Here is a 16956-nt window from a genome sequence, read left to right as displayed (position 1 = left end):
AGCACCGTTATCAGGCTGTTGAATATATTTCGGAGGTTATATTATGTTTAATCAAAGCAGAATAGGAAAATACATGCGAAGAAGTATCTCTTTGATACTTGTGTTGTCGATGGTCCTTCTGACCGGCTGCGGAAGCAAGACCTACAAAGCTGGAAAACAGCTCGACATAGGTGTGTTGCCTGATCTTCCGGTGTATGGGGAGCTCGGAATGGCATACGATAACGCTGTGATAGCACAGGGCGAGGAGATAGATGCCGCAAACTACAACGGATGTTATGCCGCTATGCTTGTCGATGAGACGACCAAGGATACCATAGTGGCTCATAATGTACATGGAAAGATATATCCGGCAAGTATGACCAAGATCATGACAGGTATACTCGTTATGGAGAGCATAGAAAAGGGAGATATATCCCTTGACGATGTGGTAACTCTCAACAGAAAGGTCACATTTGACGATTGGGATGCCATGGCCAGTGACCTGGTCGGAGGCTGTAGCCTGACGGTCAAGAACCTGCTGTACGGTCTCATGATAACATCATACAATGACTGTGGTGTTATACTTGCAGAGCTGATAGCCGGCAGCGAATCAGCATTTTGTGACATGATGAATGAAAAGGCGAAGGAGATCGGTGCGACAAATACCCACTTTGTCAATTGTCACGGACTTCACGACGATGACCATTACACTACAGCGTATGATCTGTATCTTATAATAAAGGAATTTTCAAAGCATGACCTTGCGTATGTGATAGATTCACTTGATACATATGATTTCACATACACGGATGCAGATGGCAATGAACAGGTGGTAACCATAGAGCCGACAAATGAATTCTTAACTGGTGAGGTAAATTTTCCAGATGGATACTCGATAGGTTCGTGGAAGACCGGAACCACAGAGGAGGCACTCAACTGTCTTATCATGGAGCTTAAGAACGATTCCACCGGTGAAGAGTATATTGCTCTTGTAGCCGGAGCAGATGGAAAAGAGGCACTGTACAGCGCCATGACTGAACTTATAAATAAGGCAAAGTGATGTGTGTATCTGACATATATGATACGGACATTATTTGTATAAATTTTACACCAAGATTCAGGAGGCATGAAAAATGATTCACATTATTGCAGGAGATAAGGGTAAGGGAAAGACAAAGGCACTGATAGATAAGGTCAACAATGAAGTAAAGGTTGTTTCCGGTACGGTAGTATTTCTTGATAATAACAACAAGCATCTCTATGAGCTCAGCAACAGAGTCAAGATGATCAACTGTACAAGCTATGGAATTAGCAAGCTGGATTCGTTCACCGGATTCGTGCGAGGAATAATCTCCCAGAACAGTGATATTGAGAAGATTTATATAGATAATTTTAAGACGGTTGCATACGTTGGAGAGTCACATATCGTTGAGGCATTGGACGAGATAAAGAACATATCCGATATGTTCAATGTTGATATAGTGATCTGTCTGGCAACAGATGTCAATGACGTACCAGAGGATTTCAAGGACTGCGTTATTGCGGCATTATAAGCTGGATGCCGCCTTATATTTCAGATAGAATGTGGTTGGCATATGTATGTTGCCAGCCATTTTCTGTGCCAGAGTAAATTACGGGAGACATATTATGGCGACAATAAAACGAAAAAAACAAAAGACAAAGATCGAACTTCCAAAGCTCAAAATGCCGGGCTTTGGAACATTCCTTTTTGCATTCGTATTCATATATATACTCATCAGGGTCGTTGCGTATGTTAATGATTCTGATCCGATAATATTCACGGTTGAGCAGAGTACGTACGATACTGATTTCACGGCTACAGGGCTTGCGGTAAGAAGTGAGACTGTCATAACCGCCTCGGCGACGGGAACACCATGCTACTATATAAGAGATGGCGAGAAGGTATCCAAGGGTGCAAATATATATGCCATTGATAGCTCGGGCTCCATGCAGGCAGCAATGAGCGACATGCAGGAGAATGGTTCAGCACTTCTCACGAGCGCAGATTACACAAGTCTGAACAATCAGATAAAGATGTTCAAAAATGGATTTTCGGCATCCAATTTTGGTAATGTATATAATTTCAAGACAAGCATCGACAACAAGCTTTTAGAGCTCTATGAGGAGCTTGCTCTTGAGCAGGTCAGCAATGGTTCTTCATCATTTTCACTTGATGCCCAGAAGGCACCATTCAGTGGACTTGTCACATACTATCAGGATGGATATGAGAGCGTCGATGTGAAGAATCTGACACCTGAGCTTTTTGATAAAACTGTGTATACAAAACAGTCACTCAAGTCAGATGGCCAGGTTTCTGCGGGCAGCGCTGTATGTAAGCTTATCAACGATGAGGAATGGAATATTGCCATATCGCTCAGCAAGGATGAATTTGACAAGGTTACACAGAATGAATACGCTTCATTTACCATCAATAATTCGAGCAGAAAGATCAGATTGACATACGATAAGATCGAAAAAGATGGTCATTATTATATAGTGGTATCATTCAACAAATATATCGCGCAGTATGTAAATGAAAGATTTCTGGACATCAACTTCATGTTTGAGGAATCCAGCGGTCTGAAGATACCGGCTTCATCCGTAATAACAAAGGATGTATATATGATACCTGTGGATTACCTGACAGGAGGCAGTGGTGATTCAGATCTGACTCATTTTAATCAGGTAACATACGGCAATTCGGGAAGCACTTCAATAAAACAGATATCACCGATAATATATTTTACCGACAAGAGATTCTGTTATGTTGATCCGTCAAGTATAGATTCAGATGCGGTACTGCAGAAGAATAATTCCAAGGATACATTTTCCGTTGCCACAGCCGCCAAGTATACGATGGATGGTGTTCTGTGTGTATCAAGAGGAACTGCGGAATTCAGAAGAATAGAGGTTATCGTATCGGGCGATGATTACTCGATCATCAAGCCGGATCTTTCATATGGAATATCCAGATATGACAGAATATTACTGGATGGACATTCCATGAAAGAGGGAGAGCTTATATATCAATAGTACAGACACAGGAGATGATAATATGCTTAAAGAAAATTACGAAAAAGTAAAAGAGAACATAGTCAGGGCATGTGAAAAGGCCGGCAGATCACCGGAGGATGTCACTCTGATCGCCGTTAGCAAGACAAAGCCTTTGTCAGATATAGAGGAATTGCTCAGTGATACGGATGCCGTTGATTTTGGTGAGAATAAGGTTCAGGAGCTTGTGGACAAATACGAGAATGTCTCAAGACCTGTAAACTGGCATATGATAGGTCACCTGCAGACGAACAAGGTAAAATACATTGTAGATAAGGTGTGTATGATACACTCCGTTGATTCGTTAAATCTTGCCAAAACCATTGAGAAGGAGGCTGCAAAGCATGATGTCACAGTCAATATTCTCATTGAGGTAAATGTTGCACAGGAAGAAACAAAGTTTGGACTGTCATGCGACGAGGTACTTCCGCTTATCCAGGAGATAAAAGATTTCCCTCATATCAGGGTTAAGGGCCTTATGACTATTGCTCCATTTGTGGATGATCCCGAGGACAACAGGGTCTATTTCCGCAAATTGAAAGATTTATCACTTGACATACAATCTAAAAGCATTGATAATATCGATATGAGCGTCTTGTCGATGGGTATGACAAACGACTATGAAGTTGCAGTTGAAGAAGGTGCAACGTTGGTTAGAGTTGGCACGGGAATATTCGGTGCCAGAAATTATAATATTTAAAGGAGAACAATCATGGCAAAGGGAAATACAAAGAAAAGTTTTCTTGATTATTTCAAATTAAGTGATTCAAGCGACGATGACTTTGATGATGATTTGTTTGATGAAGATGAAGATGACTATGAAGATGAAGACGATATGGACGATCGCTTAGATGATGAGTACGATGATGAGGATGATTACGATGCGCCTCAGACAGAGTCCAGAGTGAAGGCTTCACCGCTCAAGTCCTTTAATAAGTACAAAGGTTCTGCATCATCTGACAATGGATCGGCCAGATCAAAAGCTGCAAGATCTTCTCATGGTCAGCAGTCAGGAGCAGGTAATGGAAAGCTCGTATCGATCAACAGCAGATCCAGAGCAATGGATGACAGTGAAGTATTTGTTATCAAGCCGGACGAGTTTGACGATGCGCAGATGATAATCGATCATCTCAATCGAGGACAGATAATCGTAATAAACATGGAGGATCTTGATCTTCCAACTGCACAGAGAATAGCGGATTTCATTGGAGGAGCAAGTTATGCTGTGGATGGCCTGTTTCAGGCTATTTCGGGCAACATATTCCTTGCCACACCTAATGGAACCTACGTATCTGGTGATTTAAGGGAGGAATTGGCTGGAGGATCTCTTCAGGGGGAAACTCTTTCAAGTAAGGCAACTTACTAATATATGTTTTTACGGGGGATTACATATGCTTACACCAGTTGATTTACAACAGAAGAAGTTCACGCATGGAATGGGATATGCGCGAAAAGATGTAGATGCATTTTTTGACATAGTTGTGCTAAGCTACACAGAACTGTATAAGTCCAATGCAGATCTTACCAATCAGGTGAAAACTCTGACTGACAGTTTAGTACATTACAGAACAACCGAGTCAAAGCTTCAGAAATCTCTCATGCTAGCAGAGAAGAATGCTGAGGAGTCTACAAAGAACGCCACTGATAAGGCGAGATTGATAGAGAATGATGCCAAGATCAAGGCTAATAATATAGTGCAGGAGGCCAGGGAGGAGCTTGAGCGCATAGAGGGAAGTATTGATGGAATAAAACAGCAGTACAAGGACTATGTATGTGCATTCAAGGCTCTTATGGAAGCCCATATGAATTACCTTGCCCAGAATCCTATCAATGAGGAGATGGGGCTTAATTTCGATGATGTATTAAGCGAGGGCAGTTCAAATGCTTCTTATTCACAGTCGACACAGAGCGCAGCCATGAATTCGTTTATGAACTCCTATGACGGCGATCCACAGGGCCGTGAGGAATCAACTCTCGGATCAGGAGGCGGCTCAGCCATGGGTGATTCAACACTTGGCGGTGCCGGTGGCGGAAGTGTTACAAGTGATTCGTCTGTATACACAAAGAATCTTGGCGGTAAGTCATTTGTTAATCCATTTGGAAACTAACAATATATTTTATACTAAGGGAGAATGTTTATATGTGTAATGCACTCACAGTTCATCTGAATGATGAACCAATCTATGACATTTTCTTTGCAAACGATTTTAATTCCCTGCCTGAGCTTTTAGCCGGACAGGGAATTGCTGATAGAAGGGTATGTATCGTTACAGAGAGTAACGTTGCGCCTCTTTATCTCGATGAGATCAGGACTCAGCTTGATGGAAAATGCAAAGAATTGATATCTATTGTATTTGAGGCCGGTGAGTCTCAGAAGAATCTTGATACAGTAAAGATGATCTACGAGAAGCTTATTCTTGCAAAGTTTGACAGAAAAGATCTTCTGGTGGCTCTTGGAGGCGGCGTAACGGGCGATATAACCGGATTTACTGCTGCAACGTATCTCAGAGGCATAGACTTTGTACAGATACCTACAAGCCTTCTGGCACAGGTGGACAGCAGTATCGGTGGAAAGACAGGCGTTGACTTTGATTCATATAAGAACATGGTCGGAGCCTTTCACATGCCAAAGCTTGTGTATATCAATGTGTCAACACTCACCACGTTATCCGATGAGCAGTTTATTTCGGGAATGGGTGAGATCATAAAACATGGACTCATAAAGGATTCTGCATATTTTGACTGGCTTATAGAAAATCACGACAGAATACTTGCAAGGGATAAGGATGTCCTGATGGAGATGATAAGGGTGAGCTGCAACATCAAGAGAGTTGTTGTGGAAAACGATCCTACTGAGAAGGGCGACAGAGCTCTGCTCAATTTTGGACATACTCTTGGACATGCCATAGAGAGATACCTCGACCTTAAGCTGAGTCATGGGGCATGTGTCGGCATCGGATGCTGCCTTGCGTCTGTTATCTCATACAACAGGGGTGACATCACAGAGGACGAGCTTCATAAGATCATACACGCATTTGATATGTTTGGTTTCCCTACTCTTGAGGACTACCCTGTCGATGCAGATGCTGTCATAGAGTACACTAAGAACGATAAGAAGATGGTTGGGGGCAAGATCAAATTTATTCTTCTTTACACTATTGGCGATGCATATATCAATACCGATGTCGTTCCTGATGATATGAAAAAGGCATTTGAGTGGCATTGATGTTCAAAGGAGGAACGGATATTATGAAAAAGAGAATACCGATGGCTATACTTGCCATTATTATTCTTACAGCTTTAGATCAACTGGTGAAACATCTCATATCCACCAACTTTCAGGTTGGACAGACAAGGAAAATAATTGACGGAGTTTTCCAGCTCAACTATGTTCAGAACAGAGGTGCGGCCTGGGGAAGTTTCTCAGGTAAGATCGTTTTCCTGCTTGCGATAACATTTGTTATCCTGCTTGCGGCTATATATGTATACATCAGGCTTGCAGGCAATCAGGAAAAGAAATATACACCGCTCAGGATATCACTGGTATTTCTCATATCGGGAGCTGTCGGTAATATGATCGACAGAGTTGCCCGTGGATATGTGGTTGACATGTTTGACTTCTGCCTTATTAACTTCCCGGTATTCAATGTCGCAGATATATTTGTCACATGCAGTTTTATTGTTATAGTTATTCTGGTGCTGTTCAAGTATAAGGATGATGAGCTCTCAGAGATCATACACCAAAAACAGACAGATGGACAGGAATAGTATATGGAAGAATATAACATCGAAGCCAGCGGCGACTGGGCAGGGAAAAGAATAGACAAGGTTCTCAGCGGGTATTTCAGCGATTATTCGAGATCTTTCATAAAGAAGTTATTTGATGACGGATATATTCAGGTCAACGGTAAGGCTTCAAAGCCGAGCTACAGTGTACGTACCGGAGATATTTTTGATATATCTGTGCCGGATCCGGTCAGCATTGACATTGAGCCTGAGAACATACCGCTCGACATCATATATGAGGATGATGACGTGATACTTGTGAATAAACCAAAGGGAATGGTGGTCCATCCGGCACCGGGACACTACAGTGGGACTCTGGTCAACGGACTGATGTACCATTTTAAGGATTCCCTTTCCGGTATAAATGGAGAATTCAGGCCGGGAATCGTTCACAGGATAGATATGGATACAACAGGTGTACTTGTGGTGTGTAAGAACGATAATGCCCATAGATCATTGTCTGAGCAGCTTCACGAGCATAGTATAACCAGAAAGTATTATGCCATAGTCCATGGAAATATCGCACAGGATGATGGTACTGTGGATGCGCCGATTGGAAGAAGTCCTAAGGATCGGAAGAAGATGGCGATCAATACCAGAAATGGCAGACATGCCGTCACACATTACAGGGTTCTGGAGCGTTTTGGAGGAAAGTATACCTTTATTGAGTGTCAGCTTGAGACCGGCAGGACACATCAGATCCGAGTTCATATGGCATCCATTGGACATCCCATACTTGGGGATGAAGTTTATGGACCGAAGAAATGTCCGTTTAAGCTGCAGGGACAGACGCTGCATGCGGGTATTCTCGGTTTTGAACATCCCTCAACCGGGGAATACGTTGAGTTCAAGGCTGATCTGCCGGAATATTTTGAAGATCTTATAAAGAAGCTAAAACTGTTAAATTAATATAATGTAACAAACGAGTATAGACAATTGTCACAAATTACGTGCAATTGTCTATACTTTTTTATTTACAGTTTATTGTATAAATGTTATAATAACCCATATAGGAATTTAAGTATTTTGTACATAAGTAATATATTTTGATATTTCTTACATGGAGAATACGAGAAGATGGGAGTGGTTACTATGGCAGAGAAGAAGATTATTACTATAGGTAGACAGTTCGGAAGTGGAGGCAAGCAGATCGGAGAAGCTCTTGCAGAAAAGATGAACATACCATTTTACGACAAGGAGTTACTTAAAGAGGCAGCAAAGAACAGTGGAATATGTGAAGAGATTTTTGACAGCTTTGACGAAAAGCCTACGAATAGCTTTCTTTACTCACTGGTGATGGATCCATATTCACTGGGATTTGGCAATTCAACAGAGCTTCCTCTCAACCACAAAGTTTTCCTTGCGGCATTTGACACCATCAAGAATCTTGCAGAGAAAGATGGTTCATGTGTATTTGTCGGCAGATGTGCTGATTACGCACTCAGGGATCTGGACAACGTGGTGAATATATTCCTGTATGCAGACATGGATGACAGAACAGCCAGAATCGCCAAGAAGTACAACATAAGTGAATCGAAGGCCAAGGATATGATCAAGAAGGAAGACAAGGCAAGAGCTTCATATTACAACTATTATACATCCAAGAGATGGGGCGAGATGAAGGGATACGACATATGTATCAATACTTCGAAGTACGGCATAGATAAGACGATAGATCTGTTATATGACATTGTAAATAATTATTGATCTCAGTCATGATTATTATTGAAAATTGTAATATATCATCATAATAATGTTATTATAAAATCTTGTATATAAAAAATGACAGTAGGTTGTTTGTTAAACGCTTACTGTCATTTTTGTTTTGTGATTGGATTTATTTTTTATATCCATAAGCTATTAATCAGTGCCTTGACCATCCGTCTATTCCGGCACCCTCGATGGAGGAAAATATACGATCTTTTACATCAGGCACGCGTACTTTGAGTTCGTCTATAATGTCTTTGCTTTCCTGACGCTTTGTGACGCCGTCAGCGGGACAAGGGTTCTTGCAGACTGGAAGATCGTTGACGCGTGCAAATGCTCTTATTTCGCCTTCCAGGGCGTATATAAGAGGTCTTATGAGTGTGACACCTGATTTCTCCAGATGAGTGACAGGAGAGAAGGTGTGAATGCGCCCCTCATACAGCATGGACATCAGGAAGCTGTCTATAACGTCATCCTTGTGATGGGCATATGCGATCTTGTTGCAGCCAAGTTCTGCAGCACAATCATTGAAGGCTCCTTTGCGCATACGACTGCAGAGTGAACATGGATTAGGTTCCTTCCTGTAATCGAAAACGATCTCGCCTATATGAGTTTTGCAAACCGTATAATTGACTCCAAGTGACTCGCAATATTCCTTAAGTCTGGACGTGTCAAAATCCTTAAATCCAAGATCTACGGTTATAGCTTCAATTTCAAATTGTATGGGATAAAACTTTTTCAGTTTGGACATTGCATATAAAAGTGTCAGACTGTCTTTGCCTCCGGATATTCCTATGGCTATCTTGTCACCGGGACTGATCATATCGTAATCAGTTATAGCTCGTCTTGTATATGATAAAAGCTTTTGTGATTTCATAAAAATACTCCTTAAGTTAACATAATATTATTATGGTTTAATTGTGCGTTTTTCACGAAGCTGTACTTCGTTCCTGAAACGACGTTTTCTGTCCTCATCCATATCAGCGTAGTGTTTTCTTGTTGTATTTACATCCGAGTGGCCTAATACGTCCGCCACCAGGTATATGTCGTCTGTAGCCCTATAAAGTTCAGTGCCAAACGTACTCCTGAGTTTGTGAGGTGTTATATGCTTTAAAGGAACGGAGGTAAGAGAGTATTTTTTTACAATATTCTCAACTGATCTGACAGATATTCTTTTTAATTGACCGGACAGAAATAACGCATCCTCATGGCCTTTTTCCGGTATCAGTTTTTTCCTTTCATCAAGATATTCAAGCAAAGCTTCACTTGCCTCATCACTGAAGTATACGTATGCCTCCTTGCCACCTTTTCGAACGATCTTAATCCGCATATTATCGAAATCAACGTCACGTATATCAATTCCAACGCATTCGGATACACGCATGCCGGTGCTGAGCATAAGTGATAAAAGCGCCAGGTCACGGACTTTATTTTTCTCATGATATTTTTTCTGGCGTTCAGTCAGGCCGCTGCCATACTCAACATTATCAAGAAAATCTGCAACTTCGTTTGGCTCCATTCGTATAATTTTCTTATCGTGTATCTTTGGCATGTCGACCTTTTCTGCAGCGTTTGAGCTTATACGGTCGTTTTTATACAGGTATGCAAAAAATACCCGGAGTGCAGATAATTTGCGTTTTAACGCCTGCTCACCGTTGGTGTATGTACGTCCGTTTTTAGTGTAAAGCTTCATGGCATGCAGGAACTCCTCGATGTCCTCGGCCTCAAGTCTGCTGAGATCCTCAGTAGTAATATCGAGTGGAGTTTTATCACGAAAGAATGGGTTATTTTCACATAAATACTCGTAGAATGTTTTTATATCCCTGGCGTAACCAAGGCGTGTTCTTGTGGATGTAGTATTCTCAATTCCACGAAAAGCGATCGTTGCGTATTGTGGTAACTCGGAAAGAATATCTCTGAGCAATAATATATTATTCTCATCGACCTGTTTGTTGTATGGCTTGGCTGGCATCGTTATATTTGAAACCTCCTGATATATGTTAATTTGTGGGCATATTCATGTATATGACTAAATGGATTATAGCATAATCTAATATAATATGCTATATTTTTTCGTAAAACCTGAGTTTAGCGAATAGAAACATATAGACCAAAATACATTCCAACTGCACTGCTTTCACTGATTCTTACGACTCTCTAAGCAAAAATCTAAACATAAAACGCATATAGAATCTATCATTTAATAGAATCTATATGCGTTGATCAAGAACATATAATTCCTTGTTTAATTGAGATCAGTCACTTCATAATATGGTATTACCAGGTTTGTTCCGGCTACTATCGATGAATCGTTGTTCAGATTGTTGATCGAGACAACTTCATCGATATAATCCTGGGTTGATGTATATTCATCAGTCATATACTTCTGAGCTATATCCCAAAGTGAATCGCCAGACTCAACGGATATACATGTGTAATACTTGGTGCTGGCATTGGTGGCATCAGCTTCGGATGCATCCATGTGTGTGATCGAAACATATAATACTGCTGCTATGATTATGGCTACAATTATTGTCACCTTTTTATTGCTAATGAAATTAAATAATCTATTCATCTCTATCCCTCCTGAACGTATGTTTGTTACTATGTTCGTATTATACCGAACAGATGTTTTGTTGTCAAGTGATTTTCGAACACTTGTACGACTGCAGTTCGTATTGTAACTCTGAATCCTTAATACTACTATATTATGCACTATCAGGTGTCCATTTTTATTCCCACGAAAGAATAGATCCGGTCAAGAATATTCAAAACAAAGCAAAATTAAAACAGAACATTCGTTTGCAATATCAGAACATATGTGCTATCATATTTTGTATATAACAGATTATGTTAAATAGAATTTATTTGTGGAGGTTCAATATACATGGGAAAAGGAAAGATATCTGATAAACAGACAGAGATTTTGGAATATATCAAGGAAGAACAGCTTAAGAAGGGCTATCCACCTTCAGTAAGAGAGATCTGCAAGGCTGTTGGACTCAAGTCTACATCATCAGTACATGCTCATCTCGCATCTCTTGAGGAGAACGGATATATAAGGCGTGATCCAACAAAACCAAGGGCTATAGAGATAATAGATGATGATTTTGCATTGTCAAGGCGTGAGGTTATTAATATACCTGTTGTTGGACAGGTTGCAGCGGGACTTCCTATCCTTGCCACACAGAATATTATGGATTATTTTCCTATTCCACCGGAATATTTACATAACACCAATAATCAGACATTCATGCTTCGCGTTAAGGGCGAAAGTATGATCAACATCGGAATCAACGATGGTGATCTCCTTATTGTTGAACAATGCTCTTCTGCTTCCAATCGTGATATTGTGGTTGCACTTATCGATGACGGGGCTACAGTAAAGAGATATTTTAAGGAGAATGGTCATATAAGACTTCAGCCGGAGAATGATTATATGGATCCAATTATCGTAGACCACTGCGATATACTCGGAAAGGTTATCGGATTATTTAGGCAGATGTAATTACAATATAATATAATAAATTCATTAAGAAAGAGATCCCCAGGTCAACATACGTCAGCAACATTTACGTATATGACCTGGGGATCAATTTATGTCATATTTTTTAAGAGGGGGCTTATTAAAAGTAAATTAACTTCAAAATAGTTAATTTGTATCAATTTATTAATTACATTATACCAATTAATTAGCTTATTTCAAGCCTAAATCCAAAAAAATAGACTAAAAAATCATAAAAAACAGTTTTTTAGTCTATTAGCTTAATGTATATTTAGTCTATTTTTAAGTAATCACATTTTAGTATATGTGCTTATCAGCATTCTGTTCTGCTATCTGTTTGAATTCCTTGAAATGAGCCTGGAATAATAATACCACCTTTGGATCAAACTGTTTACCACTCTGGCTTACTATCTCGGTATAAGCCTCCTCCATAGACCAGCCTTTCTTGTAGTATCTTGCTGATGTAAGGGCATCGAATACATCACATACAGCCATAAGCCTGCTGATATATGCGATCTCTTCTCCCTTCATATGCAGATATCCAGAGCCATCCCATTTCTCATGATGTTCCTTGGCGATCGTTCTTGCAATCTGAAGGATCTGTCCCGGACATTTTGAGAGAAGTGCGTCGCCATATAATACATGACTCTTCATAATGGCGAACTCCTCATCTGTAAGACGGGAAGGTTTGTTGAGTATTTCCTCGCTGATCATCAGTTTGCCGATATCGTGCATCATGGCTGCGGTTGAAAGCATGTCAACATAATCGTCATCAAAACCGGATGCCTTTCCAAGAACCTCCATGTATTTTGCAACTCTCTTGATGTGCTCACCTGTTGATTTTGACTTGCTCTCTGAGAGCTCGGCAAACGCATATATGAGTTCCTTCTGATTAGTTTTGACCTCTTCAGCATGGTCTATAACATTATTGAGCATTGTTGAGTTTCTTGATACTATGAAATATGATACAAATGACATGATAAAAATGGCTATAACACATGGCGCTATGACCAGTATCATATTGTCAGCAAAATCATCATGTGCGGGTGGAATAACAAGATCACATAATCTGTAATTGACTATATCTGCAGCGAATACACCGACTGTAGATAAAAGCGCAGTATAGAGAACCATTGTCTTGTTATAATAAAGGGAAGCTACAAGCATAGGAAATATCCAGACGATCATAGCTGTGTACGATAAAGTTGTATTGAGTATGGAGCATATGAGTACAGCCAATGCAATTACCACATATTTTATACATTTGCCCTCATTGTTCTTAAGTAGATCAATAAAAATCGTAGGTATAAGGGTCAGAATACAACACACGCTCATGCATGAACACAGGATCACAATATTGCACTGTCCCCCGATATATGTAAATACCCAATATAGAAGTATCAATATCACGAAAAGCCTCATACATTTTGAGGCTATATGATTGATCTTGATATAATTGTCGCTTAATAGCCTGTTACTCTCCATGTTTTAATCCCCAAATTCTTACTTGCAACCCAATCTTATTTTAAGCTGAATATCTTATATGCTGTCCAGAGATACAATATCTCCGTCACTCCATATCTTCTCTATGTTGTAGAATCTTCTTGATTCTTCAGAAAATATATGGATTATTATATCATAATAATCCAGCAAAATCCATCCACCTTCAGAATATCCCTCCACTCCCTTGTGGGAATATCCAGCTTCGTGCATATTGTCCTCAACATTATCGCTGAGTGCCTGAACCTGTTTTTTATTTGTTCCGTCAGCTATCACTATATAATCACATAAGGTTGAAATTCTGCTTATGTCTATGATCTTAATGTCAAATGCTTTTTTATCCTCAAGAGCAGCACATGCTATCTTGAGCATCTCTCTGGAATCTGCCATATTAGTCCTCACTGTTCAATGATGTATAATATTTATATGTCCGGACAGACATTTCGTCCGTGTCTCCACAGCTGCCACTGTCCAGATAAGTTAAAGTATTCTTTAATATGTGGGCCACCGAAGCGTCAATATCGGAGAATGCCTCATTTCTTATCTCATCTATCTCCGGCAAAGGCTTACGGTTCGGCTCTATATAGTCAGCCACAAAAACAATCTTTTCCAGAAGCGACATAGCCGGTCTTCCAGTTGTATGGAATTCTATAGCCGATCGGATGTCCTCATCGTCAACTCCGTATTTTTCTCTTGCGTAATATGCTCCCAGCTTTGCGTGTAAAAGCTCAGGGTTAGCAAATTCGACCTGGCTTATTGGAAGTCCGTGTTTTTTGCATCTTGCTATCTTCTCGTCTGCAGGCAGACATTTGGCGCAGTCATGTAGAAGTCCGGCAGTCAAAGCTTTGTTAACATCTGCTCCGTGAACCATGGCCAGGCAGCCTGATACATATTCCACACCAAGTGAATGTTCAAATCTTTTCTTTGTGAGCTTGTTTTCAAGGCGCTCACGCATCTCAAATCTGTTCATCTTATCTCCTATCTGTTGCAAATGTTCAAGTATAAGTAATATTCAATATATGTTGTTATACCTGCCAGATCAAACGTGATATAGACCATTGTCCTTGATATATGTTATCACGCTGTCGGGAACCATATCCCTGATATCTTCTCCTGACCGCACAGCAGCTCTTATATCACTTGAGGATATATCGTGCTGGTGGATGTACTCCCGACGGATATCAGAAGCCGGAAACAGGCTGTGCAGGCTTGCTATCTTGTTGTTGATCATATCCTCAGGAGCTCCACTTCTTGTTGTGACAAGCAGCGTTGCATGCCTTGATATGATGTCAGGTCTGTGCCAGTGGTCAAAATACATAATGGAATCCCCGCCCATGATAAAATACCAGTGAACGTCAGGATATAACTCATGAAGGGCCTCAAGCGTATCTGAGGTGTATGTGATCCCGGGACGTCTGAGCTCAAAATCAGAATACTCCAACCCTTTTATGCCATCTATGGCAAGTTTTATCATGTTGACCCGGTGATCTGTTGTAACTTCGTTGGAAATATCTTTATAACCAGGCTTATTGTTGGGCATCACAAGCACTTTATCCAGTCTAAACTGTTCCAGTGCCTGTACGCCAAGCTCTATATGTCCATAGTGTATAGGATTGAATGTTCCGCCGAGTATACCTACATGTCCTGCTTTTGGTGCCAGCATGGCTTATTCCCCCTATGGAAGTTCGATCTTCTTATGTTCCTTTGACTCCTTGTACAGAACGATCTTTCTGCCGATCACCTGAACTACCTGTGAGTGTGTTCTCTCACCGAGCATAGCTGCTATCTCACGAGGATCGTCAAGACAGTTCTTGAGAACAGAGATCTTGATTAGTTCTCTCGCCTCAAGAGCCTCTGCAACAGATTCTGTGAACTCAGGTGTGAGTGATGATTTGCCTATGTTGAGTATAGGCTGGATGGTCTGTGCCAGCCCCTTTAAATATGCTCTCTGTTTGCTATTCATACGTGTTTATTCCTTTACTTATAATAATCAAATTCAAGGAAATACATTCTTACAGTATCTCCGTCTACACAGCCAAGCTCCTCAAGCTGTGCAAGTATTCCATTGTCTCTGAGGAACTTCTGGAAGAAATCAAAGCCCTTCTCAGATTCAAGGTTCGTATATCCGAGCATCTTCTCGATTCGTGGACCCTCGACGATATATACACCCTCCTCCTCGTCTGACTTTCTGACTTCAAATGGAAGCTCAGGATCATCCTGCATGGACAGATCTATCTCAGGTTCAAATTCGATGATCTCCCTTGGAGACTGCTTTACAAGGTCATTGACATACCAGAGAAGTTCATTGATACCCTTTCCTGATACTGCAGATATAGGGAATATCTTATATCCTTCATCCTCCGGGAATTCCTCCTTAAGCATCTCTATGACAGTCTCATAGCCCATATCATCCAGAAGATCGACCTTGTTGGCTGCTATAACCTGTGGACGGTTCTCGATGTCTTTATTGTACTTCTTGAGCTCTTCATTGATTACGTGGATATCATTTATCGGATCTCTTCCATCCACCGAGGCTGCATCCACGATGTGGATTATAACCTTTGTACGCTCTATATGTCTTAAGAACTGAAGTCCAAGACCTGTTCCTTCTGACGCACCTTCAATTATGCCTGGAATGTCTGCGATCACGAAGCCGTTCTTATCCCCGAGATCCACCACACCCAGGTTCGGAACTAAAGTGGTAAAATGATATGCCGCGATCTTAGGACGGGCATTCGTAACTCTTGCAAGGAAGGTTGATTTACCTACACTTGGGTATCCGACAAGTCCTACGTCAGCTATACACTTGAGTTCAAGATCTACTGTAAGCTCCTTGGCTGGCTGACCAGGCTGTGCATACTTTGGCGCCTGCATGGTCGAAGTAACATATGTTCTGTTGCCACGGCCACCGCGGCCTCCTTTAAGGAAAACAACAGGTTCCTTCTTGTATGCCATATCGAGAATAACCTTACCTGTCTCTGAATCTTTGACAACAGTTCCAGGTGGAACCTTGAGCACGATATCGGCACCATTGCTGCCATGGCAGTTCTTCTTGCCGCCCTCTTCACCGTCTCCGGCTTTGTATTTTGTCACATGTCTATAGTTAGTTAGCGTGTTCATTCCCTCGTCGACAACAAAGATAACGTCACCGCCATTACCTCCGTCACCGCCGTCAGGACCGCCGTTTGGAACATATTTCTCTCTTCTGAAGGATACATGTCCGTCACCGCCCTTGCCTGATCTCACATATATTCTGGCTCTATCGGCAAACATAATATACCGCCTTTCTATGTCAGATATTCTATACCGAATATTCAATGTCTAAACTACCTGTGTCAAGTTCTGCAGATACATCTGCACACTATTTCATAGTATACCCCATATCTGCACTTTTGTCTGTAAAAAAA

20 protein-coding genes are annotated in these 16956 nt (G+C 40.9%); 11 read left to right on the top strand and 9 right to left on the bottom strand.

Annotated features, from left to right (window positions below):
• Nucleotides 1–43: 43 nt before the first annotated feature.
• The 10 genes from DXD11_RS03205 to DXD11_RS03160 all read left to right on the top strand — a co-directional run bounded on the left by DXD11_RS03205 (nucleotide 44) and on the right by DXD11_RS03160 (nucleotide 8544).
• Nucleotides 44–1039, top strand: coding sequence for a D-alanyl-D-alanine carboxypeptidase family protein (locus DXD11_RS03205; RefSeq protein ID WP_242849648.1), 996 nt, complete (start codon nucleotides 44–46; stop codon nucleotides 1037–1039).
• 73 nt (nucleotides 1040–1112) lie between these two features.
• On the top strand, nucleotides 1113–1532 hold the full coding sequence (locus tag DXD11_RS03200) for a hypothetical protein (protein WP_015534931.1): 420 nt from the start codon (nucleotides 1113–1115) through the stop codon (nucleotides 1530–1532).
• A 94-nt stretch (nucleotides 1533–1626) separates the two neighbouring features.
• Complete coding sequence (locus DXD11_RS14180) at nucleotides 1627–3033, top strand: HlyD family efflux transporter periplasmic adaptor subunit (protein WP_158579419.1); 1407 nt, start codon at nucleotides 1627–1629, stop codon at nucleotides 3031–3033.
• Nucleotides 3034–3055: 22 nt separating this feature from the next.
• A complete protein-coding gene (locus DXD11_RS03190; protein ID WP_015534934.1) occupies nucleotides 3056–3751 on the top strand; it encodes a YggS family pyridoxal phosphate-dependent enzyme in 696 nt (231 codons plus the stop codon).
• Between the two features lie 12 nt (nucleotides 3752–3763).
• Nucleotides 3764–4417: a cell division protein SepF gene (locus DXD11_RS03185; protein ID WP_015534935.1), complete on the top strand. Its 654-nt coding sequence runs from the start codon at nucleotides 3764–3766 to the stop codon at nucleotides 4415–4417.
• Nucleotides 4418–4442: 25 nt separating this feature from the next.
• Nucleotides 4443–5159 (top strand): DivIVA domain-containing protein, encoded by a 717-nt coding sequence (locus DXD11_RS03180; RefSeq protein WP_015534936.1) that lies wholly within the window; start codon nucleotides 4443–4445, stop codon nucleotides 5157–5159.
• Nucleotides 5160–5191: 32 nt separating this feature from the next.
• Nucleotides 5192–6277: a 3-dehydroquinate synthase gene (aroB, locus tag DXD11_RS03175; RefSeq protein WP_118017619.1), complete on the top strand. Its 1086-nt coding sequence runs from the start codon at nucleotides 5192–5194 to the stop codon at nucleotides 6275–6277.
• 23 nt (nucleotides 6278–6300) lie between these two features.
• Complete coding sequence (gene lspA / locus DXD11_RS03170) at nucleotides 6301–6819, top strand: signal peptidase II (RefSeq protein ID WP_015534938.1); 519 nt, start codon at nucleotides 6301–6303, stop codon at nucleotides 6817–6819.
• Nucleotides 6820–6822: 3 nt separating this feature from the next.
• Complete coding sequence (locus DXD11_RS03165; RefSeq protein ID WP_022216467.1) at nucleotides 6823–7746, top strand: RluA family pseudouridine synthase; 924 nt, start codon at nucleotides 6823–6825, stop codon at nucleotides 7744–7746.
• Between the two features lie 183 nt (nucleotides 7747–7929).
• Nucleotides 7930–8544: a cytidylate kinase-like family protein gene (locus tag DXD11_RS03160; RefSeq protein WP_022216466.1), complete on the top strand. Its 615-nt coding sequence runs from the start codon at nucleotides 7930–7932 to the stop codon at nucleotides 8542–8544.
• A gap of 157 nt (nucleotides 8545–8701) precedes the next feature.
• On the opposite strand, the gene DXD11_RS03155 is transcribed toward DXD11_RS03160, so the two are convergent.
• The 3 genes from DXD11_RS03155 to yneA form a co-directional block, all read right to left on the bottom strand.
• Nucleotides 8702–9421, bottom strand: a complete 720-nt coding sequence (locus DXD11_RS03155; protein ID WP_118757755.1) for a tRNA 2-thiocytidine biosynthesis TtcA family protein — start codon at nucleotides 9419–9421, stop codon at nucleotides 8702–8704.
• A 30-nt stretch (nucleotides 9422–9451) separates the two neighbouring features.
• Nucleotides 9452–10516, bottom strand: coding sequence for a tyrosine-type recombinase/integrase (locus DXD11_RS03150; RefSeq protein ID WP_055144446.1), 1065 nt, complete (start codon nucleotides 10514–10516; stop codon nucleotides 9452–9454).
• A 273-nt stretch (nucleotides 10517–10789) separates the two neighbouring features.
• Nucleotides 10790–11119 carry a cell division suppressor protein YneA gene (gene yneA / locus DXD11_RS03145; RefSeq protein ID WP_015534940.1) on the bottom strand — a complete coding sequence of 110 codons (330 nt, stop codon included), beginning with the start codon at nucleotides 11117–11119 and terminating at the stop codon, nucleotides 10790–10792.
• 312 nt (nucleotides 11120–11431) lie between these two features.
• Here yneA and lexA point away from each other — a divergent pair, with 312 nt between their 5' ends.
• Nucleotides 11432–12052, top strand: coding sequence for a transcriptional repressor LexA (gene lexA / locus DXD11_RS03140; protein WP_022216463.1), 621 nt, complete (start codon nucleotides 11432–11434; stop codon nucleotides 12050–12052).
• 294 nt (nucleotides 12053–12346) lie between these two features.
• On the opposite strand, the gene DXD11_RS03135 is transcribed toward lexA, so the two are convergent.
• The 6 genes from DXD11_RS03135 to obgE form a co-directional block, all read right to left on the bottom strand.
• On the bottom strand, nucleotides 12347–13534 hold the full coding sequence (locus DXD11_RS03135) for an HD-GYP domain-containing protein (RefSeq protein WP_118757754.1): 1188 nt from the start codon (nucleotides 13532–13534) through the stop codon (nucleotides 12347–12349).
• Nucleotides 13535–13588: 54 nt separating this feature from the next.
• The gene (rsfS, locus tag DXD11_RS03130) at nucleotides 13589–13939 is read right to left on the bottom strand and encodes a ribosome silencing factor (RefSeq protein ID WP_022216461.1); all 351 of its coding nucleotides are present in this window, start codon (nucleotides 13937–13939) and stop codon (nucleotides 13589–13591) included.
• Nucleotide 13940: 1 nt separating this feature from the next.
• Nucleotides 13941–14519, bottom strand: a complete 579-nt coding sequence (gene yqeK / locus DXD11_RS03125; protein ID WP_082418046.1) for a bis(5'-nucleosyl)-tetraphosphatase (symmetrical) YqeK — start codon at nucleotides 14517–14519, stop codon at nucleotides 13941–13943.
• 69 nt (nucleotides 14520–14588) lie between these two features.
• On the bottom strand, nucleotides 14589–15212 hold the full coding sequence (gene nadD, locus DXD11_RS03120; RefSeq protein WP_118757753.1) for a nicotinate (nicotinamide) nucleotide adenylyltransferase: 624 nt from the start codon (nucleotides 15210–15212) through the stop codon (nucleotides 14589–14591).
• Between the two features lie 12 nt (nucleotides 15213–15224).
• A complete protein-coding gene (gene yhbY, locus DXD11_RS03115; protein ID WP_022216458.1) occupies nucleotides 15225–15512 on the bottom strand; it encodes a ribosome assembly RNA-binding protein YhbY in 288 nt (95 codons plus the stop codon).
• A 14-nt stretch (nucleotides 15513–15526) separates the two neighbouring features.
• Entirely contained in the window at nucleotides 15527–16822 is a 1296-nt protein-coding gene (gene obgE / locus DXD11_RS03110) for a GTPase ObgE (protein WP_055144437.1), read from the bottom strand.
• Nucleotides 16823–16956: the final 134 nt, after the last annotated feature.

The organism is Coprococcus sp. TF11-13 (assembly GCF_003481085.1).
Taxonomy (GTDB): domain Bacteria; phylum Bacillota; class Clostridia; order Lachnospirales; family Lachnospiraceae; genus Coprococcus; species Coprococcus aceti.
Note: the sequence above shows the minus strand (reverse complement) of the source record. Positions and strands in the feature narration are given on the sequence as shown.

What these genes read in the sequence shown, in the direction of transcription:
- yhbY (WP_022216458.1), bottom strand. Translation starts at nt 15,512, where the DNA reads ATGAATAGCAAACAGAGAGCATATTTAAAGGGGCTGGCACAGACCATC.
- DXD11_RS03150 (WP_055144446.1), bottom strand. Translation starts at nt 10,516, where the DNA reads ATGCCAGCCAAGCCATACAACAAACAGGTCGATGAGAATAATATATTA.
- yneA (WP_015534940.1), bottom strand. Translation starts at nt 11,119, where the DNA reads ATGAATAGATTATTTAATTTCATTAGCAATAAAAAGGTGACAATAATT.
- rsfS (WP_022216461.1), bottom strand. Translation starts at nt 13,939, where the DNA reads ATGGCAGATTCCAGAGAGATGCTCAAGATAGCATGTGCTGCTCTTGAG.
- DXD11_RS03180 (WP_015534936.1), top strand. Translation starts at nt 4,443, where the DNA reads ATGCTTACACCAGTTGATTTACAACAGAAGAAGTTCACGCATGGAATG.
- lexA (WP_022216463.1), top strand. Translation starts at nt 11,432, where the DNA reads ATGGGAAAAGGAAAGATATCTGATAAACAGACAGAGATTTTGGAATAT.
- DXD11_RS14180 (WP_158579419.1), top strand. Translation starts at nt 1,627, where the DNA reads ATGGCGACAATAAAACGAAAAAAACAAAAGACAAAGATCGAACTTCCA.
- DXD11_RS03185 (WP_015534935.1), top strand. Translation starts at nt 3,764, where the DNA reads ATGGCAAAGGGAAATACAAAGAAAAGTTTTCTTGATTATTTCAAATTA.
- yqeK (WP_082418046.1), bottom strand. Translation starts at nt 14,519, where the DNA reads ATGAACAGATTTGAGATGCGTGAGCGCCTTGAAAACAAGCTCACAAAG.
- DXD11_RS03205 (WP_242849648.1), top strand. Translation starts at nt 44, where the DNA reads ATGTTTAATCAAAGCAGAATAGGAAAATACATGCGAAGAAGTATCTCT.
- DXD11_RS03200 (WP_015534931.1), top strand. Translation starts at nt 1,113, where the DNA reads ATGATTCACATTATTGCAGGAGATAAGGGTAAGGGAAAGACAAAGGCA.
- DXD11_RS03165 (WP_022216467.1), top strand. Translation starts at nt 6,823, where the DNA reads ATGGAAGAATATAACATCGAAGCCAGCGGCGACTGGGCAGGGAAAAGA.
- DXD11_RS03190 (WP_015534934.1), top strand. Translation starts at nt 3,056, where the DNA reads ATGCTTAAAGAAAATTACGAAAAAGTAAAAGAGAACATAGTCAGGGCA.
- DXD11_RS03135 (WP_118757754.1), bottom strand. Translation starts at nt 13,534, where the DNA reads ATGGAGAGTAACAGGCTATTAAGCGACAATTATATCAAGATCAATCAT.
- aroB (WP_118017619.1), top strand. Translation starts at nt 5,192, where the DNA reads ATGTGTAATGCACTCACAGTTCATCTGAATGATGAACCAATCTATGAC.
- DXD11_RS03160 (WP_022216466.1), top strand. Translation starts at nt 7,930, where the DNA reads ATGGCAGAGAAGAAGATTATTACTATAGGTAGACAGTTCGGAAGTGGA.
- obgE (WP_055144437.1), bottom strand. Translation starts at nt 16,822, where the DNA reads ATGTTTGCCGATAGAGCCAGAATATATGTGAGATCAGGCAAGGGCGGT.
- lspA (WP_015534938.1), top strand. Translation starts at nt 6,301, where the DNA reads ATGAAAAAGAGAATACCGATGGCTATACTTGCCATTATTATTCTTACA.
- nadD (WP_118757753.1), bottom strand. Translation starts at nt 15,212, where the DNA reads ATGCTGGCACCAAAAGCAGGACATGTAGGTATACTCGGCGGAACATTC.
- DXD11_RS03155 (WP_118757755.1), bottom strand. Translation starts at nt 9,421, where the DNA reads ATGAAATCACAAAAGCTTTTATCATATACAAGACGAGCTATAACTGAT.